This window comes from Campylobacter mucosalis (genome assembly GCF_013372205.1).
In the GTDB taxonomy this organism is placed as follows: domain Bacteria; phylum Campylobacterota; class Campylobacteria; order Campylobacterales; family Campylobacteraceae; genus Campylobacter_A; species Campylobacter_A mucosalis.
The window spans coordinates 896,654-922,195 of record NZ_CP053831.1 but is presented as its reverse complement, the minus strand read 5'-3'; the positions used below and the strand labels follow the sequence as shown (position 1 = coordinate 922,195).

The window sequence follows — 25,542 nt, the reverse complement described above, 5'->3', positions numbered from 1 at the left end:
ATAATAAAATGATTGTTAAATTTAACAAGCAAGAATTTAGAAAAACTGCTCTTAAAAAATTAAGAAGCCAAAAGCTTTTTAAGGCAAAATGCACACATTATCCGCTTTTAAAAAGACTTGAGGAGTTGATAAAATTTAAAAAAGCTAAGAAAATTTTACTCTATATGCCACTTTTTTATGAAGCTGATGTTTACAAAATACGCAGAAAGTTTCCAAAGTGTGATATATTTGTGCCATTTATGGTAGATATTAGCTTAAAAATGGTAAGATTGAGGATGCCATTTAAAATTAAAAAATTTAACTTGCGAGAGCCGGTGGCTTCAAAGCTAGTTAAAGATCGTATTGATATGGCGGTAGTTCCAGCGATTGGGGTTGATGGAGCTATGCGTAGAGTAGGGCACGGCAAAGGCTTTTATGATAGATTTTTTGATAGCTTATCCTACCGACCAAAGACGATAGTTTTTATTGAGATTTTGGATTTTTACACAGATAAAATTCTGTCTGATAAACACGATGTTTGCGGTGATATTTATCTAACCCCAAGTAAAAATTATATAAAAAGAGGAAAAAATGATAGAGGTTTTAATAGGCTTAGGAGCCGGTGTGACGGGTGTTGGCGTAGGGTATCTGTACGCAAAAAAGATAAATGACGCAAACTATAACATCTTTTTAGAGCAAGCAAAAGCCAAGGCAAAAGCCATTGAGCACGAGGCGCAAATGGTTTTAAAAAACTCGAAAATTTCGGTTCAAGAGGCTGAATTTGAGGCAAAAAAACGCTATGATGAAAAGACGACAAAGCTACAAAGAGAATATACTCAAAAATTTGATGACTTAAACAAAAAAGAGCAAACACTTCTAAATGAGCAAGAAATTTTAAATGAGAGTAAAAGTAGCCTTGAGCGAGAGAGACTAAACGCAAAAAATACCTATGAAGAGGGCGTTAGTCTGAAAGCTACGTATCAAAATAAGGTCGCGGAAGCCTTAAAAGTGCTTGAGCACGCTGCCGGACTAACTCAAGATGAGGCTAGAGAGATCGTGCTAAAAAAGGTCGAAGAGGCTAGTCGTGCAGACATAGCACATATAGTCAGAAGACACGAAGAAGAGGCTAAGCGTGACATCAAAAAGAGGGTAAATTATATCCTTGCTCAGGCTACTTCTAGATTTGCAGGAGAGTTTGCAACAGAGAGGCTTATAAATGTTGTAAATATCAAAAATGATGAGCTAAAAGGTAGGATTATTGGCAAAGAGGGGCGAAATATCAAGACGCTTGAAATGGTGCTTGGCGTTGATATTATCATTGATGATACGCCAAATGCGATAATTTTAAGCTCGTTTAACCTATACCGCCGTGCGATTGCAACGCGTGTGATTGAACTTTTAGTTGAGGACGGCAGAATTCAGCCTGCACGCATTGAGGAGCTTCATAAAAAGGTAACCGATGAGTTTGAACAAAGCGTTCAAGAAGAGGGCGAAAATATCGTCATTGATTTAGGTTTAAATAAAATTCATCCAGAGATAGTAAAGTTAATTGGTAAACTAAAATTTAGAGCTAGTTACGGACAAAATGCACTGGCTCATAGCCTTGAAGTAGCACATCTAGCTGGAATAATCGCTGCTGAAACAGGCGGCGATGAAAAACTTGCAAAAAGAGCTGGAATTTTACACGATATCGGCAAGGCTTTGACACACGATTATGAGGGTAGTCATGTTGATTTGGGTGCCGAAATTTGCAAACGATACAAAGAGCACCCAGTTGTCATAAACGCCATTTATGCTCACCACGGACACGAAGAGGCTACAAGCGTTGAGAGTGCGGCAGTTTGTGCTGCTGACGCACTAAGTGCCGCACGTCCAGGTGCAAGGCGTGAGGTTTTAGAAAGCTTTTTAAAGCGTGTTGAAGAGATAGAAAATATCGCAAAAAGCAAAGAGGGTATAAAACAGGCTTACGCTATAAATGCTGGTCGTGAAATTCGTGTCATCGCTAATGCAAAGCTAATAAATGACGACGAAGCCGTGCTAGTAGCAAAAGAGATAGCTCAAGAGATCGAAGCAAAAGTGCAGTATCCAGGCGAGATAAAAGTAAATGTTATCCGCGAAACTAGGGCTGTTGATTACGCTAAATAAAAGAGTAAAATGAGAAAAATTTTAGTTTTATTTTTATTTATAGCCGGGCTTTTTGCAGAAGAAGAGGTTGTTTTAAACTCTGCAAACGCCTATATAAATACAATAAGAGCCAACCAAAATTTGCCGGTAGATGCACTTTTAAAACGCTCTTACGCCATCGTAATCTTTCCTAGCGTCAAAAAAGTTGGCTTCGTTTTTAGTGGTATGGTTGGAGATGGTATTATGGTTATCTCTCCAAAAAGTAGCAATCCCGAGCTGGTGCCAGTAAAGATTAGTGGTGGCAGCTTTGGTCTGCAAGTTGGTTACGAGGATAGTTCACTACTGTTTTTTATCCTAAAAGAGAGTATGATTAACGACATACAAAACTCGAAATTTACCATACAAGCCGACGCTTCGTTTAGCTTTGGCGATGGCGGTAGGGTCTATCATAGAAGTAGCGATTTTAAATTTTCAAGCGACATCTACGCGTATGCTACAAATTCTGGTTTCTTTGCCGGAGCTAGTTTTGGTGGAGCTGTTATTAGCCCACGAGATGAAAATATGCTTCATAGCGGTTATGCTTACGAGCAGTTACAAAAAGCACTTTTAAAATTTTAAGGTTTTTATATGCAAGATATGTTAAATTCTCTATCTACTTATGGTTATATTGTTTTGTTTTTATACACACTAGGTGGCGGTATGGTCGCGATTATTGCTGCTGGAGTGCTAAGCTATATGGGTAAAATGGACATTAGTCTTAGTATCGCAATCGCCGCTATTTCAAACGCAATTGGCGATACGTTGCTATTTTATATGGGCAGATACAACAAGGATTTTATTATGCCACTTATTAAAAAACAGCGTAGAAAACTCGCATATTCACACATTTTGATGAAAAAGAATGGCGACATTATCATATTTTTACAGAAATATGTTTACGGCTTAAAAACCCTTGTTCCAATAGCAATCGGTCTTACAAAATATCCATTTAAGAAATTTACGATTTTAAATATCGTCTCATCAGTAGTTTGGGCTGTCGCTATAGGACTTGCTAGTTTTTTTGCTGGTAGTTTACTTATGAGCATAGGCGATTATGTCGGCGATAGAAGCTATATTATGCCTATTTTTATGATTATGTTACTCGGTGGTATATGGCTATTTTTACAAAAAATAACAAAGAAAAATTCAAGGGCAAGGAAATAGATGAAGAAAATTTTATTTTTTCTAGTTTTAGTTGGTGCTTTGGCACTTGGTGGTAGTTACTTTGCAGGAAAAAAGGTGCAGGAGGAATATAACAAATTTGTCTCTTATGTAGAAAAAGAGCTTAATTTAAAAGTTGAAAACAAAAAATATACTTCAGGTCTTTTTGAATCTAAGGGTTCTTTTGATTTAAAAATCAGCCAAGCAGATGTTCTTACAAAATTTGGATATGAGGATACCGAGCCTAGCGGAGATGAGCTTAAGTTAAATTTGGATACGAAAATTTCTCACAGTCCGCTATCATTCGTATCTGGTTTTAAGTCATCAACAAATGTAAAAGTTGTAAACGAGGATATGCAAGATACGCTTAAAAAAGCGATTGGCTCAAACGTTATTGCCAGTGTTGATATGATAGCAACTTTAGATGAAAAGAAAGATTTTAAGATTAAATTTGCAGATGTAAATTTTAAAGAAGATGGCAAAAATGTAAAGACCCAGAGCATAAATTTTGAAGTTTTAGCAGCTCAAAATAGCATAAAATCACTCAAATCAAGCATTAAAAATATTAATTTAGATGATAGTGAGTTTGCTGCTCAGATTAAAAATTTAAGCTACGATTTGGAGTATAAAGAGCCTGTAAGTCTTAATGATTTTAGCTATATTAAATTGTTTTCATACCCATATAAAAATGACATAAAGGTTGATACTTTTACCATAAAAGAAGCTGATAGTATAAAATTTGATGATTTTAAATATAGTGAAAATGCTTCTTGGGCTGATGAAGCAAAGGGTTTAATGGCATCAGATGGTGAATATAGTACAAAAACTCTTGAGATAAATGGCATAAAGTTAAAAGAGCTTTTGCTTAAGACAAGTATGAAAAATATGAATATGAAGTCATACGAGAAGTTGATTAATGCAACTTATAGCGATGATATGGAGTTATCAATTAGTGGTTTAAGAGAATTTTTCTCATTTAAGCCTAGATTTGACATAACTAAATTTAGTCTAAAAAATGAAAGTGGCAATGAGCTAAATTTCAGCTCTAATGCATTTGTAGAAGGTGATATAGCACAAAATGCGGATATTTTCTCTATCCTTGGTACTTTAAGGTTTGACGCAAAACTACATATAAATACAAATTTTGCCGAGTTTTTTAAAGGCTTAGAAAACGCAGAAAATATCGAAGCTTCACTACTTGAAATGGGCATGATAAAACCTGATGAAAACAAAGGTTTTGTTAGCTATATGAAGTTTGATCCTAGCAAATACATGGATATTATGATAAACGATAAAATCGGACTTATCTCACTGATACTTGGTCAGTAACACTTTGGTTAGCCTTTTGGCTAACCACAAACAGATCATCATTTAAATTTAGCACCTTCACGATATCTATAAAAATTTTCACCTCACTTTTATAAGCGTTTAACCTATCAATATCTATTGGTTTTTTCATATCAAGCTCAAAGCTATCACGCCTTAAGTCTATATATAAATACAAATTTTCGCCCATAAAAACAGCACAAACCGGGGCTTTAAATAGCTCTTTTAGTTTGCATAGGTTTTGCATAAATTTTGGCGTTAGCAGGTATCTAGCTACGACTTGATCGTGCGTGTAGGTCCTAAAATATCTTTCAAATAAAATATCGTCCATTACGGCTTTTTCTCCGCTACCAAAAGAGAATTTTGCCATTTTGTCTATAACTTGTGTCGTGGCTTTTATCTTTTTGTTAAATTTAGCTATGAAGCATATACCACAAAATACGACTATTTCGTCTTTTTGCTTATCGTTTTGAATTTCTTTTTTGATTAAAACATCGCTAAATTTAACCAAAACATCTTCTACTTTGCCAACCATTAGATCGTTTCCGCTGTATTTTGAGTAGTCTGTACTAAAAATTTCAGTCGCAAAAAACTCATTTTGATCTATAAAATTTTGCCTTTGATAGCTTAAATTTGGCTCGATCTCTTTTAAAATTTTAGGCATAACATACTCTTTAAAGTCCGCTCTTATATTTTTTGTAAAACGCACATTTAGATAGCTATAAAGCGTTACAGAGGCCATAAAAATAAGTATGAAAAATCCAGCTGGATCGTAATCTTTTACTAAAAAATAGTTTAAAATACATAAAATAATGGCTAAAAAAACGATGATAAATAGGGCAATTTTGCTTTTTTAAGGCTTTTTTGTCTTTGTAGCTCAAGCCCTAAAAGCCAAGAGTTCATCTAAAAAGTTCTTTAATATCAAGAGTTTTTTGTTCGGCTTCTGGAGCTTCAAAAAACTCTTGAAGGCTAAATTTAAACATATTTGCGATGATATTGCTTGGAAACATCTGAACTGCGTTGTTATAAACCATAACAGCTGAATTATACGCACGTCTTGCCGCACCAATTTGCGCCTCAACCTCGTTTAGGCTCTTTTGTAGGTGTATGAAATTTTCACTAGCTTTTAGCTCAGGATAGCTCTCTGCTAGTATTTTTATGCCACCAAGAGTGGCGCTTATTTCGTTGTTTGTTTTAAAATTTTCAATACCCACAGCGTTTATGGCTCTGCTTCTAAGCTCTACTACCTTTGTTAAAAGCTCGTTTTCGTGCGTTGCGTATTGTTTTACGGTAGCTACTAAATTTGGTATTAAATCATATCGATTTTTAAGTGCGACATCAACACTTGCGTTTATGTTTTTTACTTGATTTTGCTTTGCTATTAAGGAGTTGTAAATGGCGATTACTGTGCCAACTAAAAGCACAACTATAACTAGAAAAAATACCAAAATTTCATTCATAAATACCCCTTAATTTTTAAGGGGTATTTTAGCATTTTTATATTGCCTTTATTATTATTTTTGTTAGAATTTTGCTAAATTCGCCCGGATTTTCTATATCCATACCCTCATTAATTTTTGCCATATCAAGAAGTAGCCTAGAGATATCATTTACCATTAGCTCGTTTTGCTCTAATTTAGCGAAAATTTCGTGATTTGCGTTGATTTCAAGGATAGGCTTAATCTTTGGTAAATCGCTTTGTCCCATTTGCTTTAAAATCCCTTGCATTGCAAAATCTGGGTCGTTTTTATCATAGATTAAAACCGCCGCCGACTCACTTAGGCGTGAGCTTAAACGCACGTCCTTAACGTCATCTTTTAAAATTTCACGCATTTTAACAAGCGTTTTAGCCACCTTGCTCTCATCGGCTTTCTCATCGCTTTTTATCTCATCATCAATGTCAGAGTGTGAGATTGACTTAAACGGCGTTTTGTCAAACTCATTTACCATTGGCATTACGATTGTATCAATCTCCTCGTCCATTAAAAGCACCTCAATGCCCTTTGCCTTAAAGCTTTCAAGAAGTGGAGAGTTTCTTAGCATACTCTCTTTGTTGCCACTGATGTAGTAGATTGATTTTTGATCCGCACTCATCGCCTCTTTATACTCTTTTAGGCTAATTAATCCATCTCTTTTGCTTGATTTAAACAGCACTAGGTCTAAAATTTGCTCTTTGTCGTTGCCAAAGCCATAAAGTCCCTCTTTTAGCACCTTGCCAAAAAGTGTGTAAAATTTTATGTATTTTTCTCTATCGCTCTCTTTTAACTTGCCTAGCTCACTTAAAATTTTCTTTACACTTTGCTCTTTTACGCTTCTCATTATGGCGTTTTCTTGTAAAATTTCACGGCTTACATTTAGTGGTAAATCTTCAACGTCAATCACACCACGCACAAAGCGTAAAAATGGTGGTAAAAGCTCCTTTGCATCATCAGTGATAAAGACACGCTTTACATAGAGTTTTACGCCACTTTGATAATCCACCCTAAACAGATCAAACGGCTCGGTTGCCGGGACGTAAAATAGGGTGCTATACTCTATCTTGCCCTCGGCTTTTGTGTGTATATGAAGCAATGGGTCGGTGCTATCGTGTGAAATTTGCTTGTAAAAGTCGTTGTATTCATCAGCTTTTATCGTGCTTTTTGACATACGCCAAAGGGCTGAGGCTTTGTTTATTTGAGTGTTTTTGCTCTCATAAGTGCCTTCTTTTTCGCCCTCTTTTGGCGCTACATACTCGCTTTTATCCATAAAAATTGGATATGGGATATGGTTTGAGTATTTTTTGATGATATTTTCAACTCTCCACTCATCGCAAAACTCATCATCGTTTAAAAATAGCGTAATGCTCGTGCCTTGCATATCTTTTGTGGCACTTTCTATCTCGTAGCTTTTTGCGTCCGAGCTCCATTTAAATGCCTCGTTTTCAAGTGCTTTTTTGCTAACTACCTCAATACGATTTGCCACCATAAATGCCGAGTAAAAGCCCACGCCAAACTGCCCTATTAGCGAGCTGTCCTTTTTAGCGTCGCCACTTAGGCTATTTATAAAGCCCTTTGTCCCGCTTCTGGCAATTGTGCCTAAGTTTGAGATAAGCTCATCTTTGCTCATACCGATACCATTATCGCTTATCGTTAGCGTTTTTTTATCTTTATCAAATTTCAAATCAATTCTAGGTGTGTAGCTTATTGCCTTGTAAGCTTCATCGGTTAGGCTTAGGTAGTTTAGCTTATCAAGTGCGTCACTTGCGTTTGAGATAAGCTCACGCAAAAATATCTCTTTGTTTGAATACAGCGAGTGTATCATCAAATTTAAAAGGTCATTAACCTCGGTTTGAAATTCAAATTTGTCTGCCATTTTAGCTCCTATTTTTAAAATTTTTAGCAGATTATAGCGTATTGTGCTAAAAATATTTTTAAACTTGATATGGTTCGTATCAAGGTTTAAATTTTAAGCTAATTTTGGCTAAATTTTGCTAAAAATTTTAAAGGATAAGCTTGAAAATTTGGCATAGAAATTTCTTAAAAGAGGAGCTTTTAAAGTGGCGAGATGAGGGGATTATTGATGAGAGGACTAGCCTAAAAATCGCAAGTAGATATGAGATTAATTTAAACGAGGTTAGCACAAATATCCTAACGCTCATCGCTTACTTTTTCTTTGGGCTTTCGCTTTTTGTTTTGGTTGGGGCAAATTGGGAGGAGATACCTGATTTTATCCGCACGTTTTTGCTGATCTCTCTTACGGCTCTTTTAAATTTCGCTGGATTTTTAAGCTATCAAAAGAGAAAATTTAACCAAGCCACCGCTTTATTAATGCTTGGCTCAATCGTATTTTGTGCTAGTGTCGCCCTGATTTCGCAAATTTATCACATAGATAAGCACCTGCCAAATGGCATTTTATTTTGTGCGCTTGGTGTGGCTTTGCTTGGATTTAGCTTTAAAGATAGCCTAGTTAGCGCATTTTCGCTTATTATTGCCATTGCTTGGGTCTTTTTTAGCTTTGAGTATATTCATAAAATTGAGCCGTTTTTTGCGGTTTTTATCCTACTTGGCATAGCTGTTTTAAGGCACTCACAAGGACAACTTCTATCCTTTGCTCTGCTTATTTCAACATATATATTTTTGATATTTTTTAAAGTTGAGCTTTTATGGTTTAATTATATTTTAGCCACACTTTCTTATCTTTTATTTGTTGCTTCAATTAGCCTGTTTTTAGCCAAAACCAGCTATAAAATCGTAGCTAAAATTTTTTACCAAAGTGCGATTTTAGGCATTGTAGTTATACTTTTTTGTTTGCAAATTGAGGGTTACTATCTGCCTTACGACTTTGAAATTTCAAGCTATTTAAGCACACTTTTTATAATTTTTACGGCACTTTCGCTTATTTTTGCCTTTTATTATCAAAATTTATACCTGCTTTGTGGGGCGATTTTACTTGGGGCTTTGCCATTTTTGCTAAATTTTGGTGTGAGTTTGGCACTTATCTCATCAATCGTTTGTGTTGTTTTAGCTATTATTCTTATCAAGCAAGGCTCTATAAATTACGGCATAACTTTAATTTTTACAACCGCTTTAATTCGCTATGTTGAGCTAATTGGCGATTATTTTGGGGCGAGTTTGCTCTTTTTAGGATTTGCCGTTTTGCTGCTTGTTATCGCTAGAAAAAGGAGGGTAAAATGATAAAATTTTTAGCTATTTTTATTCAGCCACTTTTGTTAGTTGGCTTTTTTATCTACGCTATTTTGCCACTTTATCTTGGTAAAGATGTTTATGTAAAAACAAGGGGATATGACCCGAGGGATTTTTTTCGCGGTAATTATGTCTATTTAAGATATGATTTTAACGATATGAAAATAAGTGCTGATGATACAAAACTAACCGATATTTACGCCGTTTTAGAGCCAAATAAAGATGGAAATTATGAAACGATAAGCATTAATAAAACTAGACCGAATGCTGGAGTTTATATCAGCGGTAAAAGATATGATTATGTCCAAAAATTTGGCATTGAGAAGTATTTTTTACCATTTAAAAAAGCTTTGGAGCTTGAAAAAGCACTAAGAGATATTGATAGTAACATAACGGCGATTGCTCATCTTAAAATTTTTAACGGCGACGCTAGACTCATTGATGTAAAGATTACTACGCAAGAGTGAAAATGGCGTGTTATCTCTCACGCCAGTAATCTAAGGTTTCTTGCATTTTTAGCCTGGTTTTAGAAAGCCACTCGCCGTCGCTTCTATCAACTGGGTCTAAAAAAACTATTTTAATATTGCCATTTTTAAAGCTAAATTTTTTAACATCTAAAATTTCAGAACCGACAATCACTACAGGTTGAACCTTTAAGTCCAGTTTATCAGCGATGACTTGCGTTCCGCTTTGAAATTTCAGCAGTTTATCACCTCTAGCTCTTGTACCTTCAGGGAATATCGCTATAACGCGACCACTTTGTATGCGATCTTTTGCCTCTTTTAGTAAATTTACAATCGCCCTTGGACTTGATCTGTCAATTGGTATCATCTTTGGAATAGATAAAATTTTGCCAATTATTGGGATGTCGCCTATCTCTTTTTTGGCAACCCACGCTAAATTTTTTGGATAAATCTCCTCCATTACAACGATGTCAAGCATACTCTTGTGATTTATCATTATCAAATTTGCGTCATTTGCTGGATTACCTATGACCTCTATCTTGTATAGTCCAAACCAGCGTTGCGTCTTTGCCCAAATTTTGCGAATAGGGTGTATAAATTTTGGAAACAACCACATTGAAATAACAACACAAACTACACTTAGTATAAATTCAACAGCGTAAAATGCCCCTTTAATTCTTGATAATATCATCTTTTTTAACCCAACCTATCTTGCCGTCGCTAAATAAAATTTTGACATAATCAGCCCGTTCGTTTAGTATCTCTATATTCTCTTTTGCTATAGAAGTATAAAAAATAGTCGATCGCTCAGTAGGTAAAATTTTAACGCTTACATTGGCTTTTAAAATACCTTTGCTAAATGGATTATACGTGTATACGCTAAGGGCTATGAAAATCGCTGTCGTGATAAGATAACTGACTTTACGACGTATCAGCGTAAGTATAAAAAATATCACTGAAAGCGAATAGAGTGTGATATTTTTGTAGATACTAAACTCGCTTTGTTTTGGATTTAGCCCAATTTGTGTGCTGATCTCGTCATCTTCTATGCTTACTGGCAACGAAAAGCTTTCAAATTTTGACTTTGAGAGATTGTAATAGCTAAAGTCTAATGTGCGTTTGTTTGGCTTAAATACGGCAAAATAGTATGCACTTTGACTTGCAAAACTGCCAACTATCGTATCAACGCCTTGCTTTAGGATAGTTTTATCCTCTATGTAAAATGAAGCTAAGTCGATGTTTTTGCCAGATAGCTCAACTATCATAATCAGTGAATTCTCATCAAATTTTGTAGTTTTAAATTTTTTAACCTCCAAAATGTCAGCTACAATGTTATTAAAATCGCTTTTTGAACGGATCTCTTTAAATTTTGGCAAAAATACGTTCATACTTGCATTTTGATACTCTTGATCGTTTCTTTTTAGCGATACATTAATCTTTAGTGACTTTGTCGCTGAGCTTTTTGCTTGTAAAACCAGCGTGGCGATATATTTGCCATCACTTTGCTTTACCCACTCAATGTCTTTTTTGTTTAAAAATTTAAAATTACTATCGTCGATATCTGTTTCAAATTCAAAATCAAGATCGCTTTGCGGATCAAGTAAAATTTCAACACTGAAAATTTCGCCTACAAAGGCTGATTTTGGCACTTTTGTCGCTTTTAATACAGTCTCTTTTTTACTTATCACATCATAAATTTGTGAGTCAGGGATATTTAAATCAGGCTCATCTGTTGGCACTATGTTTTTTAGCTCATCAGGCGAAATTTTCGTTTTTTGGTTGGTGTCTGTGTTTTTATTTATTATTGGCTGTTTGTTTTGTGATGGCTTGTAAACAAGCTTATCATCTTGCGAACGATCCATCATATCAAATACGCTAGGCTCATTCGAGCTTGTTGCAAATGCGAAAGTAGCAGTTAAAATAAAAAGGGCGAGTTTTACCAAACTAGCCCTTTTAGCATTTTTAGCCCGTCATCTGTGCCTAAAATTTTCTCACAAGCACGCTCAGGGTGGGGCATAAGTCCAAAAATTTTCTTTTCTTTATCGCAAATTCCTGCAATGCTATCAACCGAGCCGTTTGGATTCAGTTCTACCCCGTTTTCATCGCAGTATTTAAGTAAAACTTGCTCGTTTTCATAAAGCGATTTTAGCGTGCTTTCATCGGTAAAATAGTTACCTTCGCCGTGAGCGATAGGGATATTTACTATCTCATTTACGCTTAAATTTGATAAAAATCTATTGCTATTTGATATGACTTTTAGATGATGATACTTTGAGATAAAGCTCATACTTTCGTTTCTACGCATAGCACCGGGTAAAAGTCCTAGCTCTAAAAGCATTTGAAAACCATTACAAATTCCAAGCACGTATCCACCAGCCTTTGCGTGTTTGACGACCGCTTTCATTGCTGGACTAAATTTGGCAATAGCGGCCGTTCTTAAATAATCGCCATAGCTAAAACCACCGGGTAATACAACCAAATCAGCATTAAAGCTATCTTGCTTGTGCCAAATAATTTCTGTTTGACAGCCTAGAACTTTAAATGCGTGTTCGGTGTCTCTTTCGCAGTTTGTGCCTGGGAATAAAACGATAGCGACTTTCATAACACTATCTCATAATCTTCAATCACGGTGTTTGCCAAAAGCTCTTCACACATAACTTCAAGCTGCTTTTTGGCTTCGTTCTTATCGTTTGAGTCAATGTCAAGGACGATTTGTTTGCCGATTCTTACATTACTCACATTTGCAAAGCCAAGCGAACCAAGTGCGTGCTCTGTCGCCTTACCAGCTGGGTCTAGGACGCCATTTTTTAGTGCTATATTTATAACTGCTTTCATTTTACACCTTACGATAAAATTCGTCTTAAAACTTCTTCATAAGCGACTTTTACTTCGCCAATGCCTTGTCTAAATCTGTCTTTATCAAGTTTTTCGTTCGTTTTAGAATCCCAAAATCTGCAACTATCAGGGCTTATCTCGTCAGCTAGCAAAATATTTCCGTCCGCATCAACGCCAAATTCTACTTTAAAATCCACAAGCTTCAAGCCCTTGCTTTCAAAGAATTTGTATAAAATAGCATTTATCTCTCGTGCCGTATGACGTAAGATGTCTAGGTCTTTTTCGCTTTTTACTAGTCCCATAGCGATACAATGCTCGTCTGTTACAATAGGATCGTTTAGTTCATCGTTTTTGTAGTAAAATTCAACTAAGCTAAAAGGTAGAGCGATACCCTCTTTAATACCAAGCCTTTTTGTTAAAGAGCCTGTGGCTATGTTTCTAACCACCACTTCAAGTGGGATAATATCTACTTTTTTTATAAGCTGTTCTGTATCACTTAGAGTTTGAACAAGGTGCGTTTTTATCCCTTTTTCTTGCAGTATATGAAAAATTTGAGTACTTATTTTGTTATTTAAAGCACCTTTTCCAGCTTCATTGCCCCTTTTTTGTGCATTAAACGCAGTCAAGTCATCTTTAAATTCAGCGATGATGAGATTTGCATCATCTGTTGAATACATCTTTTTGCCTTTGCCCTCATAGATCATCTCTCTTTTTTGCATACTAGCTCCTTTAAAGTGTTGGTTATTTTGCTATTTTTAATACTTTTACTACGTCTATGGCAGTTTTTAACTGCAAGTCATCATTTACCTTTTGCGTGGTTATAAGCTCTTTTTCATCTTTTTTACTTGCCGTTTTGTTTGCATCCACTGGTTCGATTTTATCAAGTTCGCTCTTTAAATGAGCCTTTAATTCGCTCTCTTTAATCATAAACGCCTCATTTTCATTTTGTGGCACTTTGCTTGAATGAACGATAACATCAGGGGTTACGCCAACTGCTTGAACGGCTTTACCGCTTGGTAGATAGTATCTCGCAATTGTTAGCTTGATTGCTTCTTTATTATTGACTGGAAGTATTACTTGCACGCTACCTTTTCCAAATGTATTTTCGCCAACAACAACTGCCCTTTTTGTATCCTGAAGCGAACCACTTACGATCTCGCTAGCACTTGCGCTTCCGCCATTTACAAGCACTACAAGCGGAGCTTTTGATATGGTAGCAGATTTACTTGCTCTATACTCGGCATTCTCTGCCTTATCTTTGCCTTTTTGAGATACTATAACACCCTCATCGACAAACAGATCAACCAGTCCAACCGCTTGGCTTAAAAGCCCGCCTGGATTGTTTCTTAAATCCAAAATAATACCATTTGCCTTTGAATATTTTTTAATAAATTCAGCAGCTTTACTAACGACATTTTTATCAAAATTTGTTACTCTAATGTATAAAATATCCCCATTTTCTATCATTTTTGCATAAACAGACTCAACTTTGATGATGTCTCTTATTATTTTTACGTCAAACGGCTTTGGTTCGCCTTTGCGTAGGATTGTTATTGTTACTGGAGTTTTTGGCTTTCCACGCATTTTACTAACCGCCTCATCCATCGCCATACCAACGGTTGAGTTACCGTCAATTCGCAAGATAATATCGCCTGACTTTATTCCAGCCTTATCTGCTGGTGTACCCTCTATCGGAGATATGACAGTTAGCGCGGAGTCTTTCATACCAACTGTGATACCAAGCCCGCCAAATTCCCCATTAGTTTGAATTTGCATATCCTTAAAGGCTTTTTCGTTTAAAAATGCACTGTGAGCATCTAAATTTTGCATCAGACCTGCAATGGTTTTATCAATAATATCTTTAAATTCTATATCATCAACATAGTATTTTTCAACCGTGGAGATAGTCTTATCTAGCTTTGATAAGGCCTCTATTCTAGCACTAACCTCATCCTTTTGTGATGCACCAAATAGACTAAGCGTCAACATAGACGCAACAGAAAAAATAAAAAATGACTTATTTTTTTTCAATTGTAACTCCTGTAAAATTTCAAATGGCTTATTTTAATAGCTTTTGGCTAAAAAAAGTATAAAATAGCCCATTTTTACTGGTCAAATTTAAAATTTATAAACAATTTATTTTATCACTCTTATTATATAAGTGATAATTTTTACAAAAACCTTGACATACTTAGACTAAAGTTATATAATACTCTCATTATAAATATAAGGAGAAAAATATGGCAAATATAGAAAATCAACTAACCGCACAGATGAGCGATGCCCTGCAAAGTGGTGCAAGTTTAGCACTTCACGCCAAAAACCCAGAGGTCTTGCCTTTGCACGTTTTTTGGGGACTTGTAGCTGATAGTGGCTCAATTTTAAATCAGGTTTTTAACAAAATGAGTGTAAGTCGTGAGGCGATTGAGCTTGAAGTAAAATCGCAAATTTCAAATATACCAACAAGCTCAAATGTAAGTCAGCAAAATCTGAAATTTTCAAGCGAAATTTTAAGCTCACTTGAAAACGCAAAGGGGCTAATGACAAGCTTAGGAGATAGCTTTATCGCTGTTGATACGTGGATTTTAGCAAATTTAGGCAGTGAGCCGATAAAGGGAATTTTATCAAAATTTAGCGACTTAATTGAGATTAGAAAAAACCTTGAAGCCATTCGTGCTGGGCGAAAAATAGATACTCAAACGGCTGATGAAACGCTTGATAGCTTAGAGAAATTTGGTATTGATCTAACCAAAAAAGCGATAAACGGCGAACTTGATCCGGTTATTGGGCGAGATGAAGAGATTACAAGAATGATGCAAATTCTAATAAGAAAGAGCAAAAATAATCCAATATTACTTGGAGAACCGGGTGTGGGTAAAACGGCAATTGTTGAGGGCTTAGCTCAAAAAATAGTGGCAAAAGATGTCCCAACAAGCCTTTTAAATAAACGTGTCATCGCTCTTGATATGAGTGCATTGATTGCTGGCGCAAAGTATCGTGGCGAGTTTGAGGATAGGCTAAAAGCGGTTATTGACGAGGTTAAAAGTGCTGGTAATATCGTGCTTTTTATAGATGAAATTCATACAATTGTAGGAGCTGGGGCAAGTGAGGGCAGTATGGACGCTGCAAATATCCTAAAACCAGCCCTTGCACGTGGTGAGCTTCACGCAGTGGGTGCGACAACGCTAAAAGAATATCGCAAGTATTTTGAAAAAGACGCTGCTTTACAACGCCGTTTTCAGCCAATTGACGTAAAGGAGCCAAGCGTAAATGAGGCTTTGCAAATTTTGCGTGGCATAAAAGAACGCCTTGAAGTTCATCACAATGTAACGATAACTGATAGTGCCTTAGTCGCAGCTGCAAAGCTTTCAGACCGCTATATTTCGGGTAGATTTTTGCCTGATAAGGCGATTGATTTAATAGATGAAGCAGCGGCTGAGCTTAAAATGCAAATTGAGAGTGAGCCTTTTGAGTTAGCTAGAATTAAGCGTGAGATTGTAACTCTTGAAGTTGAAAAAGAGGCGCTTAAAATGGAAAACGATGAGAAAAATGCCGGGCGTCTAGCAGAGATAGAAAAAGAAAGGGCGGATTTAATTGAGCAAAAAAATGGCTTGGAGACAAAATTTGAGAGTGAAAAAAGCGTTTTTAATTCAATTTCAAACACTAAAAAGAGAATTGACGGCTTAAAAAATGAGGCTGAGTTTGCTCGTAGAAATGGCGATTTTAACAAGGCTGCCGAGATTGAATATGGCAAAATTTTAGAAGCACAAAAAGAGCAAACCGAGCTTGAAAACAAATGGGAAGCGATGAAAAAAGATGGCGTACTGCTTAAAAATAGCGTTGATGAGGAGCTTGTGGCTGGAATACTTAGCAAATGGACTGGAATTTCTGTTAGCAAAATGCTAACTAGCGAAAAACAGAAATTTTTGCACATTGAAGAGCATTTAAAACAAAGCGTCGTGGGACAAGACACAGCACTTCACGCCTTAGCACGTGCGATTAAACGAAACAAGGCTGGGCTAAATGAGGGTAAAAGACCGATTGGCTCGTTTTTATTTCTTGGTCCAACAGGTGTTGGCAAAACGCAGTCGGCAAAGGCTTTGGCTAAATTTTTATTTGATGATGAAAGGGCATTAATCCGTTTTGATATGAGCGAATATATGGAAAAACACAGCGTCTCTCGCCTACTTGGAGCACCTCCGGGATACGTGGGATATGATGAGGGCGGTCAGCTAACAGAAGCAGTGCGACGAAAGCCATATAGTGTGATACTTTTTGATGAGATAGAAAAGGCTCATAAGGACGTATTTAACGTGCTTTTAGGGATTTTAGATGATGGCAGGGCGACTGATAATAAGGGCGTGGTGGTGGATTTTAAAAACACAATCATCATTTTAACATCAAACATTGCTTCAAATTTTATTATGGATTTAGAGGGTGAGGAGCGTGAAAATGCCGTTAAAAACGAGTTAAAAAACTACTTTAAGCCAGAGTTTTTAAACCGCCTTGATGATACGATAATATTTAATCCACTAAATGAAAATGGATTGATTGAGATTGTAGAGATTATGTTTAAAGAGCTAAAAAATGTGCTTTTAGGGCGTGGTATAAAGGCTAGTTTAAGCATAGAGGCTAAAAAGCTAATCGCAGGTGCTGGTTTTGACCCTACTTATGGTGCTAGACCGCTAAGACGTGCTTTGTATGAGCTTGTTGAAGATAAAATCGCTGATATGATTTTAAAAGATGAGCTTGAAAGTGGCGATGAGATTGAAATTTTAGCTACAAATGGCGAGATAGTTATTAATAAAATTTAAATTTTAGAAGTGCTTAGGCACTTCTATTTATATTAAATTAACTTTCAGTAAAAGTACTAAATATGCGAATTTATATAAAACCTTTACATTGTATGACTTTAAATTTTTTCTTATTTTAAAAAATAAATTTAATATTAAAAGCGATATTTAGGTTATTTTTTAAATATTACATTTTTACATATTTTATTAATAAAATTAACTTGATATTTAAAATATAATATTTTTTATTAATAGCAATTTTTCATACTTAGGAGTAATATTGTAAAAATATTTAACTTTTTAATAAGGAGTTGGTATGAATCAAGATGTTTTAATCAAAATAAATGAGCGATTAAATTGGCTTAGTTCGCTTAAAAGCATCGATAAGGGTGAGTCTATAACAAAAGCTCTAAAAAATAGTGGCTTTTCAAGACGCGATTTTATGAAGTGGGCTGGTGCGATGACGGCGTTTATGGCACTACCTGCGAGTTTTACACCTGCTGTGGCAAGAGCTGCTGAGTTAGCCGATAGACTGCCAGTTATTTGGCTTCATATGGCTGAATGCACGGGCTGTTCTGAGAGTTTGCTTCGCTCTGATACGCCTACGATTGATAGCCTTATTTTTGACTACATTAGCCTTGAATATCACGAAACACTAATGGCAGCTGCTGGTTGGCAAGCCGAGCATAATCTTGAAAGTGCGATTGAAAAATACAAAGGTCAGTATGTTTTGATGGTTGAGGGTGGAATTCCAACCGGCGATACCGAACACTACCTAACAATCGGTGCTCACGGCACTACTGGCAAACAAAGTGCCGTAAAAGCTAGCGAAAACGCTGCTGCCATTTTTGCGATTGGCACCTGTTCTAGCTTTGGCGGTATCCAAGCAGCACGTCCAAATCCGTCAAATGCCGTTAGCCTATCAAAAGTAACCGATAAAAAGGTCATAAACGTCCCGGGCTGTCCGCCAAGCGAGAAAAACATAGTCGGCAACGTGCTTCATTTCTTACTATTTGGCACACTACCTGCACTTGATGTCTTTAACCGCCCAAAATGGGCTTACGGGCTTAGAATTCACGACCTTTGCGAAAGACGTGGGCATTTTGACGCTGGCGAGTTCGTGCAAAATTTTGGCGATGAGGGCGCAAAAAATGGCTACTGCTTATACAAAGTCGGCTGTAAAGGACCTTATACGTTTAATAACTGCTCACGTGAGCGTTTTAACTCGCACACAAGTTGGCCAGTCCAAGCTGGACACGGCTGTATAGGCTGTTCTGAGCCTGATTTTTGGGATAATATGGGACCATTTGAAGAGCCAATGGGCGATAGACTTTACAACACGGTTTTAGGGCTTGGCGCTGATAATGTAAGCGATAAAATCGGCATAGGAATTTTAGCCCTAACAGGCATTGGTATTGCCGCACACGCATTAATAGCGGCAACTAGAAAAGATAGCGAGGTGTAAAATGAGCGATAAAAGAGTAGTAATAGATCCGATAACACGTATTGAAGGGCATCTTCGCATTGAGGTTGTCGTTGATGATAATAATGTCGTAAAAGAGGCGTATTCTGGCTCAACGCTTTGGCGTGGGATTGAGCAAATCGTGCGAAACAGAGATCCAAGAGATGTCGGCTTTTTTACGCAGAGAATTTGTGGAGTTTGCACATTTTCACACTATAAAGCTGGTATTGTTGCCGTTGAGAACGCACTTGGCATTAAGCCACCGCTAAACGCACAGCTAACTAGGACGCTGATGAATACAGCGCTTTTTATCCACGACCATATCGTGCATTTTTATCATCTGCACGGCGTTGATTGGGCTGATGTGGTTTCGGCACTTAAGGCTGATCCAAAAAAGGCAAGTGAGGAGGCATTTAAATACACCGACACGCCTTATGCTTGTGGTGCTGATAAGCTAAAAGAGGTGCAAGATAGAGTAGCAACTTTTGCTAAAAAGGGCAATCTTGGGCCATTTGCAAACGCATACTGGGGACACCCAACCTACAAGCTAACGCCAGAGCAAAATTTAATCGTCCTATCTCACTACTTAGAGTGCCTTAGAATTCAACGCATAGTCGCTCAGATGATGGCGATTTTTGGCTCTAAAAATCCGCACCCACAAAGCCTAACCGTTGGCGGAGTTACTTGCGTTATGGATCTTCAAAGCCCAGCAAGACTTGGCGAATACCTAACAAAACTTAAAGAGTGTCAGGAATTTATTGATAGGGCTTACTATCCGGATCTCGTTATGGCTGGTCGTGCTTATGCAAACGAGCCAAGCGTAGTCGGCGATGTCGGCGTGGCAAATTTATACACTTATAGAGAATTTCAAATCGGAGCAAACGAGTGGCTATTTGATAGCGGTATCATTAAAAACGGCGATATAAGCAAGGTTTATGAAGTTGAAACTGATAAAATTACCGAAGAGGCGACGCACTCGTGGTATCAAAACCCAGCCCCACTTCACCCTTATGATGGACAAACCGAGCCAAACTACACTGGGCTAATTGACGGCGAGAGCGTAGATGACAAGGGGCAAATGGCTCACTCTAAAATTTTTAACACAAAGGGCAAATACAGCTGGATAAAATCGCCTAGATACGGCGGAGAGCCACTTCAAGTAGGGCCTCTTGCAAATATCGTGGTAAATTACGCAAAAGGCAATAAATACGTAGTCCCACTTGTGGATAAATTCCTAGCTGATACTGGGCTACCTGTAAGTGCGGTATTTTCAACGCTAGGTAGAACCGCAACTAGAATGCTTGAAGCAAAAATCGTCGCTGATAATACCATTTTAGCCTTTAATGCTTTGGTTGAAAATTTAAAAGTTGATAGCGAAACTTGTGCTAAATACGTGATAGATAAGGATAAAGAGTATCGCGGATTTTATATGGGACACGTCCCAAGAGGCACACTTAGCCACTGGTGCAGAATTAAAAACGGCGTGATAGAAAACTGGCAAGCAGTCGTGCCAAGCACGTGGAACGCCTCACCAAAAGATAGCAAAGGTCAAATGGGTAGCTACGAGGCGTGTTTGATTGGCACGAAGTTAGCTGATTTGACACAGCCACTTGAAATAATCCGCAAAATTCACTCATACGACCCTTGTATCGCTTGTGCCGTTCACGTAATGGATATGAGTGGCAACACGCTAAGCGAGTATAAGATAAATCCAAATTTATAAGGGGTGTGCTATGGCAAAAGAGATGAAACGTTATGGCGTTTATGAATTTTCAATCGGTCTTAGACTAACTCACTGGATTAGGGCTATATCTATTGCGTTTTTGATTTTTAGCGGTTATTACATTAGCTATGTATTTATGTCGCCTGAAATTTCAAGCGAACCTACGCTTTTTATGAATGCAAAGTGGCGTATGGCACACCAAATCGCTGGATTTGTGCTAATTGGCTGTTTAATCTTTAAAATTTACCTATTTTTATTTGATAAACACAGCCGTAAAGAGTGGAGAAGCATACTTGATTTTATCAACCCAGTTGTGTGGATTAAGCAGATAAAATACTACCTTTTTATGGGCGAGCACCCGCATTTAAAAGGCGTTTATAACCCTTTGCAGTTTGCTTCGTATCTGTTTTTTTACGCCATTTTAGTGCTTATTTGCCTAACCGGACTTGTGCTTTACGCTCACGTTTATCACGATGGTTTTGGTGGGCTAATTTATGAGAGTATGCGTGGCTTTGAGGCGATGATGGGCGGACTTGCAAACGTTAGGACGATACATAGAATTTGTATGTGGATTATAATGGTTTTTGTTGTAATTCACGTCTATATGGCGATTTTTAACGCTGTAAAAGGCAAGGACGGAGCGATGGATGCTATCATTAGCGGCTATAAATACGTAAAAGAGGACGCAAAACATTGAGAGTTTTGGTGCTTGGCATTGGCAATGTAATGTTTGGCGATGAGGGCATTGGCGTTCATTTGGCTATGGCGATAGAGCGGAGTTATAAATTTAGCTCTGCTAGTCATAGCCTTAAATTTATTGACGGAGGCACACTTGCCGTCGCACTTACGCCTATAATTGCAGATTGCGATTATTTAATCGTAATTGACTGCGTTAGCAGCGATGACGCTAATGTTGGCGATGTCTATTTTTTTGACATTGATAATATGCCACAAAAAATTCGCTGGGACGGCTCGGCTCACGAGGTTGAAATGCTACAAACTCTTGAACTTATGGCACTTAGTGGCGACCGCCCAAAAGGCAAAATTTTAGGGCTTGTGCCAAGTAGAATAGAGCCTATGAGCTTTAAGCTCTCAGAGCAAATTTTAAACGGCTCAAAAGTGGCAGAAAAGACGCTAATAAATCACCTAAGCGAACTTGGCTTTAAGTGTGAAAAAATAGCTGAGATTAGCCCACAGGATATGGCTGACATTTACGCAAAAAAGGGATTAAATGATACTTGCATTTGAGTTTGAATATTTAGGCGATAGTGAAATTTTGGAGCATTTTTTGGCTTATTTTAGCGAGAATTTAGAAAGCAGTGTTTTAAAAGATAAAGATTTAATTACGCTTTTTGCTAAAGGTTCTGATGATGAGCTGTTAAAATTTTCAGACAAACTCTCACAAGAGTTGCCATACAGTATTTTTACACAAAGCTCAAAAGTCTATACCTGCGAGAAAATGCTTGGAGAAAAGCCTAAAAAAATCACCAAAACCACCTCAAACATCACACCATTTATGGTTAGAAATTTCTTAGAAAACGACAAACTTTGTAAAAACGAATTTGGTGTTTTTAGTGAAGTTATAGTATTTGAAAAAAATGTCGATGAGGCGTCATTTTTTAAGCTTTTAGAGGCTTCCTTTAATGAGCTAAAAGAGGGCAAAACGCTTAAATTAAGTGCATTTGGTTCTAAATTTCAGATACAAATTTTATACGATTTTGCACCATTTGACTTTGTAATGCCCACAAATTTAAAAGCCACAAATAAAATTTTTAAAGCCGATGAGCGTGTTTTAAGCCTTTTAGCAAGTTTTGAAAAACCTCGTATAAAGCTCTGCACGAACGCACTTTTTGCACAAAATCACCCAGAACTAGACGGTTCATTTTATGTAAAAGCCCCGCAAGATATTTTTACATACGCACTTTGTGCAAAACTTTTTAACGAAGGCATAAATTTTATAGGGGTAAAAGAGCTAGATCAAAGCTCATTTTTACAAGTTAATGTCGCTAAAAACTCAATTTTAGCTCTTATACCTAGAAGCGACACAGAGCCTTTGGGGGATTATTTTGAGATAAATCTTAATAAAGATGTTGCCGACGGAGTGTATTTGGTTTTTAAAAATCAAAAAATTCCGCTTCTATTTTTTCCAAAATTTAACTCTCTAAGCCAAATCTATGAGATTATAAAACTAGATGAAAGTGGCAAAAAATTAATCGAAAATTTCAGCAAAAATCACGAATTACCAGATAAAAATCTAAGTGGCTTAGCAAATGTTTTTGAGCTTTTGTGTGTTGTTGGTATGATTTTGGGAGTTGACTTTCAAAAATTTATTGACGGGGCATTTGAGTTTTGGGCAAATAATGGCGTTTTAATAGACGCCAAAAGCGACGGCAACGAGTTTTTATCCACAAAATTTATAAAAAGTGCAATGAGCTTTTACTTAGCCACAGCAGGACGTAAAAATATAGCCTTTGGTTGCGTTCAGTCCTTGGCCGGATTTTTATCAGATAGTTTGCTTAAAAACGAGCTTGAGATAAAAGATGTTGTTTTTAGCGGAGATTTGTTTAAAAATGAGTGCATTAGTGCTGTTTTTATGCACGAGTTTAGTGCAAATTTTAATGTAAAATTTGATAAAAACCTAGGAACAATGGTAAAAATTTAAATATTTTTAAATTAAAATTTTGTTATAAATTTTATTAAATTTATAAGGCAAAATGTGAAAATTTCAAAAAGATATGAGATTCGCGGCTTGGTTCAGGGCGTTGGATTTAGGCCGTTTGTGTATAATTTGGCCACTAGATATAAGATAAATGGCGAAATTTATAACGATGATGAGGGTGTAAAGCTAAATTTTTACGCAGACACTAAAGCCTTAGAGAGCTTTGAAAGTGCGTTGTTTAAGGAACTTCCGGCACTTGCTAGGATAGATGATTTTAAGGTTTTTAGTGACGATAAATCATTTGACACCCTTTTAATAATAGCCTCAAAATCAGCCAAAAAACAAGCTGCGATACTGCCCGATTTTGCCCTTTGTGATGAGTGTGAGAGAGAGTTTTATGACCCTAAAAATAGACGCTATAAATATCCATTTATAAACTGCACAAACTGCGGACCGAGATTTTCTATCATAAAATCCCTGCCTTATGACCGCATAAATACAACTATGAGTGTTTTTACAATGTGCAAGGAGTGCCAAAATGAGTATGAAAATCCACTAGATAGACGCTATCACGCACAGCCAACATCTTGCGTAAAATGCGGACCAAAGCTTATGTTAAAGGATCTAAATGCGAAAATTTTATCCACAAATGATGAGGCTATAAAACAGACCGCTAGACTAATAAAGCAGGGTAAAATTTTAGCCATTAAGGGACTTGGCGGATTTCATCTTGTTTGTGACGCTACAAACAAAAATGCATTAAAAACTCTAAGAGAGCGGAAAAATCGCCCTGATAAACCATTTGCATTGATGTGTAAAAACCTAGAAAATGCAAAAAAAATCGCTCAAATTTCAAAAAAAGAGAGCGAGCTTTTAAGCTCAAATTTAAAACCAATCGTGCTTTTAAAAGCCAAAAAAAATGAAATTTTATCTAATTTAGTAGCTCCAAATTTGGACGTTCTTGGCATTATGTTGCCTTTTAGTGGGATTCATTTAGCACTTTTTGAGCATTTAGATTGCGATATTGTAGCAACTAGTGCAAACATATCAGGAGAGCCTGTAATCTATGATGAAAAGGAAATTTTGCGTTTACTTAGCGGAGTGGTTGATTATTATTTGGATCACGACCGCGAAATTTACTCCCCAAGCGATGACTCCATAGCCTTTTTAACCAGCAAAGATACGCATTACGTGCGAACATCTCGTGGCTTAAATCCATATTTTAAACAGCTTAAATGCGAAAAAAAGGGTGTATTTTTGGCACTTGGTGCAGAGCTTAAAAACCAGTTTTGTATCTACAACAACGGAGAGCTAATCATAAGCCCATACATTGGCGATTTAAAAAATGTCTCTACATTTGATAGATTTAAGAGTGTTTTAGAACTTTTTAAGAGCGTTTACGAACTTAAGTTTGATATGGCAATAGCTGACCTTCATCCGCATTTTTTAAACCTAAAATATGCAAAAGAGCAGGGGATAAAAACCATACAAATACAGCACCACTACGCACATCTTCTTGCTGTGATGTTTGAAAATAACTTAGATTGCAAAAATAGCTATCTTGGCTTTTGCTTTGACGGAACAGGCTATGGCGACGACGGGCAAATTTGGGGTGGAGAGGTTTTAAAAATAGATGGAGCAAAATACCAAAGGTTGTGGCATTTTGATGATTTTGTTCTATTTGGTGGCGAAAATAGCATAAAAAATATATATCAAATTGCATATTCGATAATTTTAAAGTATGGGCTAGAGCAAGAGGCTAGTAAATTTTTAGTAAATTTTGATCAAAAAAGATTAAAAATGCTAAAAAATATTTACAAAAGTGACACAAAAAGGATAAAAACCAGCTCTTTGGGCAGAATTTTTGACGCATTTTGTAGTATTATTTTGGGCTTAGAAAGTATCAGTTATGAAGCACAAAGCGGAATGGAACTTGAGCAATTTTATGATAAAAATTTAGAATATTCATACAAATTTGAGCTTGAAAATGGCGGAATAATCAACTTTAAAAATGCCTTTAAAATGGCTTTAAAAGATGATAAAATTCACGCTGTCACGGGTTTTATAAACGCTATTGTTGATATTGTGATTAATATTGCAAAAGAGCAAAAATGTGAAATTTTATTATCCGGTGGAGTGTTTCAAAATAGAGTCTTACTGGAGGCTTTGATGAATAAATTTGATAAGCAAAATATTAAATATTATTACTGCAAAAGACACACAAATAACGATACAAATATATGCCTTGGGCAGATGTATTTTCTTTTATATTTAATTTAGGTTTAAAGTTTTAAA

Annotated in this window: 23 protein-coding genes; 14 read left to right on the top strand and 9 right to left on the bottom strand. The window is 36.6% G+C overall.

Annotated features, from left to right (window positions below; translation table 11 throughout):
• The first annotated feature begins 8 nt into the window (after positions 1-8).
• From CMCT_RS04835 to CMCT_RS04815, 5 genes are read left to right on the top strand one after another with little or no spacing between them, the layout of a single operon-like run.
• Positions 9-650 carry a 5-formyltetrahydrofolate cyclo-ligase gene (locus CMCT_RS04835; protein WP_034967628.1) on the top strand — a complete coding sequence of 214 codons (642 nt, stop codon included), beginning with the start codon at positions 9-11 and terminating at the stop codon, positions 648-650.
• Complete coding sequence (gene rny, locus CMCT_RS04830; RefSeq protein WP_034966940.1) at positions 571-2,124, top strand: ribonuclease Y; 1,554 nt, start codon at positions 571-573, stop codon at positions 2,122-2,124. Before CMCT_RS04835 ends, rny begins: the two co-directional genes overlap by 80 nt.
• A gap of 9 nt (positions 2,125-2,133) precedes the next feature.
• Positions 2,134-2,721, top strand: a complete 588-nt coding sequence (locus CMCT_RS04825; RefSeq protein WP_034966942.1) for a lipid-binding SYLF domain-containing protein — start codon at positions 2,134-2,136, stop codon at positions 2,719-2,721.
• A 9-nt stretch (positions 2,722-2,730) separates the two neighbouring features.
• On the top strand, positions 2,731-3,306 hold the full coding sequence (locus CMCT_RS04820; protein WP_034966945.1) for a DedA family protein: 576 nt from the start codon (positions 2,731-2,733) through the stop codon (positions 3,304-3,306).
• Positions 3,307-4,632: a DUF945 family protein gene (locus CMCT_RS04815; RefSeq protein WP_034966948.1), complete on the top strand. Its 1,326-nt coding sequence runs from the start codon at positions 3,307-3,309 to the stop codon at positions 4,630-4,632.
• Here the strand turns inward: CMCT_RS04815 and CMCT_RS04810 are convergent.
• The 3 genes from CMCT_RS04810 to htpG form a co-directional block, all read right to left on the bottom strand.
• Positions 4,607-5,371 carry a DUF3137 domain-containing protein gene (locus CMCT_RS04810; protein ID WP_034966952.1) on the bottom strand — a complete coding sequence of 255 codons (765 nt, stop codon included), beginning with the start codon at positions 5,369-5,371 and terminating at the stop codon, positions 4,607-4,609. The genes CMCT_RS04815 and CMCT_RS04810 overlap by 26 nt on opposite strands.
• A 157-nt stretch (positions 5,372-5,528) precedes the next feature.
• Positions 5,529-6,089, bottom strand: coding sequence for a LemA family protein (locus tag CMCT_RS04805; RefSeq protein ID WP_034966955.1), 561 nt, complete (start codon positions 6,087-6,089; stop codon positions 5,529-5,531).
• A gap of 37 nt (positions 6,090-6,126) precedes the next feature.
• On the bottom strand, positions 6,127-7,980 hold the full coding sequence (gene htpG / locus CMCT_RS04800; RefSeq protein WP_034966957.1) for a molecular chaperone HtpG: 1,854 nt from the start codon (positions 7,978-7,980) through the stop codon (positions 6,127-6,129).
• Positions 7,981-8,120: 140 nt separating this feature from the next.
• On the opposite strand from htpG, the gene CMCT_RS04795 reads away from it, so the two are divergent.
• Both CMCT_RS04795 and CMCT_RS04790 read left to right on the top strand, forming a co-directional pair.
• Positions 8,121-9,302 carry a DUF2157 domain-containing protein gene (locus CMCT_RS04795; protein ID WP_034966960.1) on the top strand — a complete coding sequence of 394 codons (1,182 nt, stop codon included), beginning with the start codon at positions 8,121-8,123 and terminating at the stop codon, positions 9,300-9,302.
• A complete protein-coding gene (locus CMCT_RS04790) occupies positions 9,299-9,778 on the top strand; it encodes a GDYXXLXY domain-containing protein (protein WP_034966963.1) in 480 nt (159 codons plus the stop codon). Before CMCT_RS04795 ends, CMCT_RS04790 begins: the two co-directional genes overlap by 4 nt.
• 10 nt (positions 9,779-9,788) lie before the next feature.
• On the opposite strand, the gene CMCT_RS04785 is transcribed toward CMCT_RS04790, so the two are convergent.
• The 6 genes from CMCT_RS04785 to CMCT_RS04760 are packed head-to-tail and all read right to left on the bottom strand — an operon-like array spanning position 9,789 to position 14,599.
• On the bottom strand, positions 9,789-10,466 hold the full coding sequence (locus CMCT_RS04785) for a lysophospholipid acyltransferase family protein (RefSeq protein ID WP_034966965.1): 678 nt from the start codon (positions 10,464-10,466) through the stop codon (positions 9,789-9,791).
• Complete coding sequence (locus tag CMCT_RS04780; RefSeq protein WP_034966968.1) at positions 10,447-11,718, bottom strand: SH3 domain-containing protein; 1,272 nt, start codon at positions 11,716-11,718, stop codon at positions 10,447-10,449. The genes CMCT_RS04785 and CMCT_RS04780 overlap by 20 nt, the downstream gene beginning before the upstream one ends.
• Positions 11,712-12,377, bottom strand: coding sequence for a phosphoribosylformylglycinamidine synthase I (purQ, locus tag CMCT_RS04775; RefSeq protein WP_034966971.1), 666 nt, complete (start codon positions 12,375-12,377; stop codon positions 11,712-11,714). The genes CMCT_RS04780 and purQ overlap by 7 nt, the downstream gene beginning before the upstream one ends.
• Positions 12,374-12,610, bottom strand: a complete 237-nt coding sequence (purS, locus tag CMCT_RS04770) for a phosphoribosylformylglycinamidine synthase subunit PurS (RefSeq protein WP_034966973.1) — start codon at positions 12,608-12,610, stop codon at positions 12,374-12,376. The genes purQ and purS overlap by 4 nt, the downstream gene beginning before the upstream one ends.
• A gap of 8 nt (positions 12,611-12,618) precedes the next feature.
• Positions 12,619-13,329, bottom strand: coding sequence for a phosphoribosylaminoimidazolesuccinocarboxamide synthase (gene purC / locus CMCT_RS04765; protein ID WP_034966976.1), 711 nt, complete (start codon positions 13,327-13,329; stop codon positions 12,619-12,621).
• 22 nt (positions 13,330-13,351) lie between these two features.
• Positions 13,352-14,599, bottom strand: coding sequence for a S41 family peptidase (locus CMCT_RS04760; protein ID WP_051654835.1), 1,248 nt, complete (start codon positions 14,597-14,599; stop codon positions 13,352-13,354).
• A gap of 251 nt (positions 14,600-14,850) precedes the next feature.
• Here CMCT_RS04760 and CMCT_RS04755 point away from each other — a divergent pair, with 251 nt between their 5' ends.
• From CMCT_RS04755 to hypF, 7 genes are all read left to right on the top strand, one after another.
• On the top strand, positions 14,851-17,424 hold the full coding sequence (locus CMCT_RS04755; protein WP_034966981.1) for an ATP-dependent Clp protease ATP-binding subunit: 2,574 nt from the start codon (positions 14,851-14,853) through the stop codon (positions 17,422-17,424).
• 295 nt (positions 17,425-17,719) lie between these two features.
• Complete coding sequence (locus tag CMCT_RS04750) at positions 17,720-18,868, top strand: hydrogenase small subunit (protein ID WP_034966984.1); 1,149 nt, start codon at positions 17,720-17,722, stop codon at positions 18,866-18,868.
• Between the two features lies 1 nt (position 18,869).
• Positions 18,870-20,588: a nickel-dependent hydrogenase large subunit gene (locus CMCT_RS04745; protein ID WP_034966987.1), complete on the top strand. Its 1,719-nt coding sequence runs from the start codon at positions 18,870-18,872 to the stop codon at positions 20,586-20,588.
• Positions 20,589-20,598: 10 nt separating this feature from the next.
• Positions 20,599-21,285 (top strand): Ni/Fe-hydrogenase, b-type cytochrome subunit, encoded by a 687-nt coding sequence (gene cybH, locus CMCT_RS04740; RefSeq protein ID WP_034966989.1) that lies wholly within the window; start codon positions 20,599-20,601, stop codon positions 21,283-21,285.
• Positions 21,282-21,836, top strand: a complete 555-nt coding sequence (locus CMCT_RS04735) for a HyaD/HybD family hydrogenase maturation endopeptidase (protein WP_034966992.1) — start codon at positions 21,282-21,284, stop codon at positions 21,834-21,836. Before cybH ends, CMCT_RS04735 begins: the two co-directional genes overlap by 4 nt.
• Positions 21,820-23,250 carry a hypothetical protein gene (locus CMCT_RS04730; protein WP_034966994.1) on the top strand — a complete coding sequence of 477 codons (1,431 nt, stop codon included), beginning with the start codon at positions 21,820-21,822 and terminating at the stop codon, positions 23,248-23,250. Before CMCT_RS04735 ends, CMCT_RS04730 begins: the two co-directional genes overlap by 17 nt.
• Before the next feature lie 54 nt (positions 23,251-23,304).
• Complete coding sequence (gene hypF / locus CMCT_RS04725; protein ID WP_176325039.1) at positions 23,305-25,527, top strand: carbamoyltransferase HypF; 2,223 nt, start codon at positions 23,305-23,307, stop codon at positions 25,525-25,527.
• Positions 25,528-25,542: the final 15 nt, after the last annotated feature.

Coding starts and splice junctions, on each gene's coding strand:
- CMCT_RS04835 (WP_034967628.1), top strand. CDS start 9: ATGATTGTTAAATTTAACAAGCAAGAATTTAGAAAAACTGCTCTTAAA.
- CMCT_RS04745 (WP_034966987.1), top strand. CDS start 18,870: ATGAGCGATAAAAGAGTAGTAATAGATCCGATAACACGTATTGAAGGG.
- cybH (WP_034966989.1), top strand. CDS start 20,599: ATGGCAAAAGAGATGAAACGTTATGGCGTTTATGAATTTTCAATCGGT.
- rny (WP_034966940.1), top strand. CDS start 571: ATGATAGAGGTTTTAATAGGCTTAGGAGCCGGTGTGACGGGTGTTGGC.
- CMCT_RS04790 (WP_034966963.1), top strand. CDS start 9,299: ATGATAAAATTTTTAGCTATTTTTATTCAGCCACTTTTGTTAGTTGGC.
- CMCT_RS04805 (WP_034966955.1), bottom strand. CDS start 6,089: ATGAATGAAATTTTGGTATTTTTTCTAGTTATAGTTGTGCTTTTAGTT.
- purS (WP_034966973.1), bottom strand. CDS start 12,610: ATGAAAGCAGTTATAAATATAGCACTAAAAAATGGCGTCCTAGACCCA.
- CMCT_RS04820 (WP_034966945.1), top strand. CDS start 2,731: ATGCAAGATATGTTAAATTCTCTATCTACTTATGGTTATATTGTTTTG.
- CMCT_RS04825 (WP_034966942.1), top strand. CDS start 2,134: ATGAGAAAAATTTTAGTTTTATTTTTATTTATAGCCGGGCTTTTTGCA.
- CMCT_RS04750 (WP_034966984.1), top strand. CDS start 17,720: ATGAATCAAGATGTTTTAATCAAAATAAATGAGCGATTAAATTGGCTT.
- CMCT_RS04815 (WP_034966948.1), top strand. CDS start 3,307: ATGAAGAAAATTTTATTTTTTCTAGTTTTAGTTGGTGCTTTGGCACTT.
- CMCT_RS04810 (WP_034966952.1), bottom strand. CDS start 5,371: ATGGCCTCTGTAACGCTTTATAGCTATCTAAATGTGCGTTTTACAAAA.
- CMCT_RS04785 (WP_034966965.1), bottom strand. CDS start 10,466: ATGATATTATCAAGAATTAAAGGGGCATTTTACGCTGTTGAATTTATA.
- CMCT_RS04760 (WP_051654835.1), bottom strand. CDS start 14,599: ATGTTGACGCTTAGTCTATTTGGTGCATCACAAAAGGATGAGGTTAGT.
- purQ (WP_034966971.1), bottom strand. CDS start 12,377: ATGAAAGTCGCTATCGTTTTATTCCCAGGCACAAACTGCGAAAGAGAC.
- purC (WP_034966976.1), bottom strand. CDS start 13,329: ATGCAAAAAAGAGAGATGATCTATGAGGGCAAAGGCAAAAAGATGTAT.
- htpG (WP_034966957.1), bottom strand. CDS start 7,980: ATGGCAGACAAATTTGAATTTCAAACCGAGGTTAATGACCTTTTAAAT.
- CMCT_RS04755 (WP_034966981.1), top strand. CDS start 14,851: ATGGCAAATATAGAAAATCAACTAACCGCACAGATGAGCGATGCCCTG.
- CMCT_RS04730 (WP_034966994.1), top strand. CDS start 21,820: ATGATACTTGCATTTGAGTTTGAATATTTAGGCGATAGTGAAATTTTG.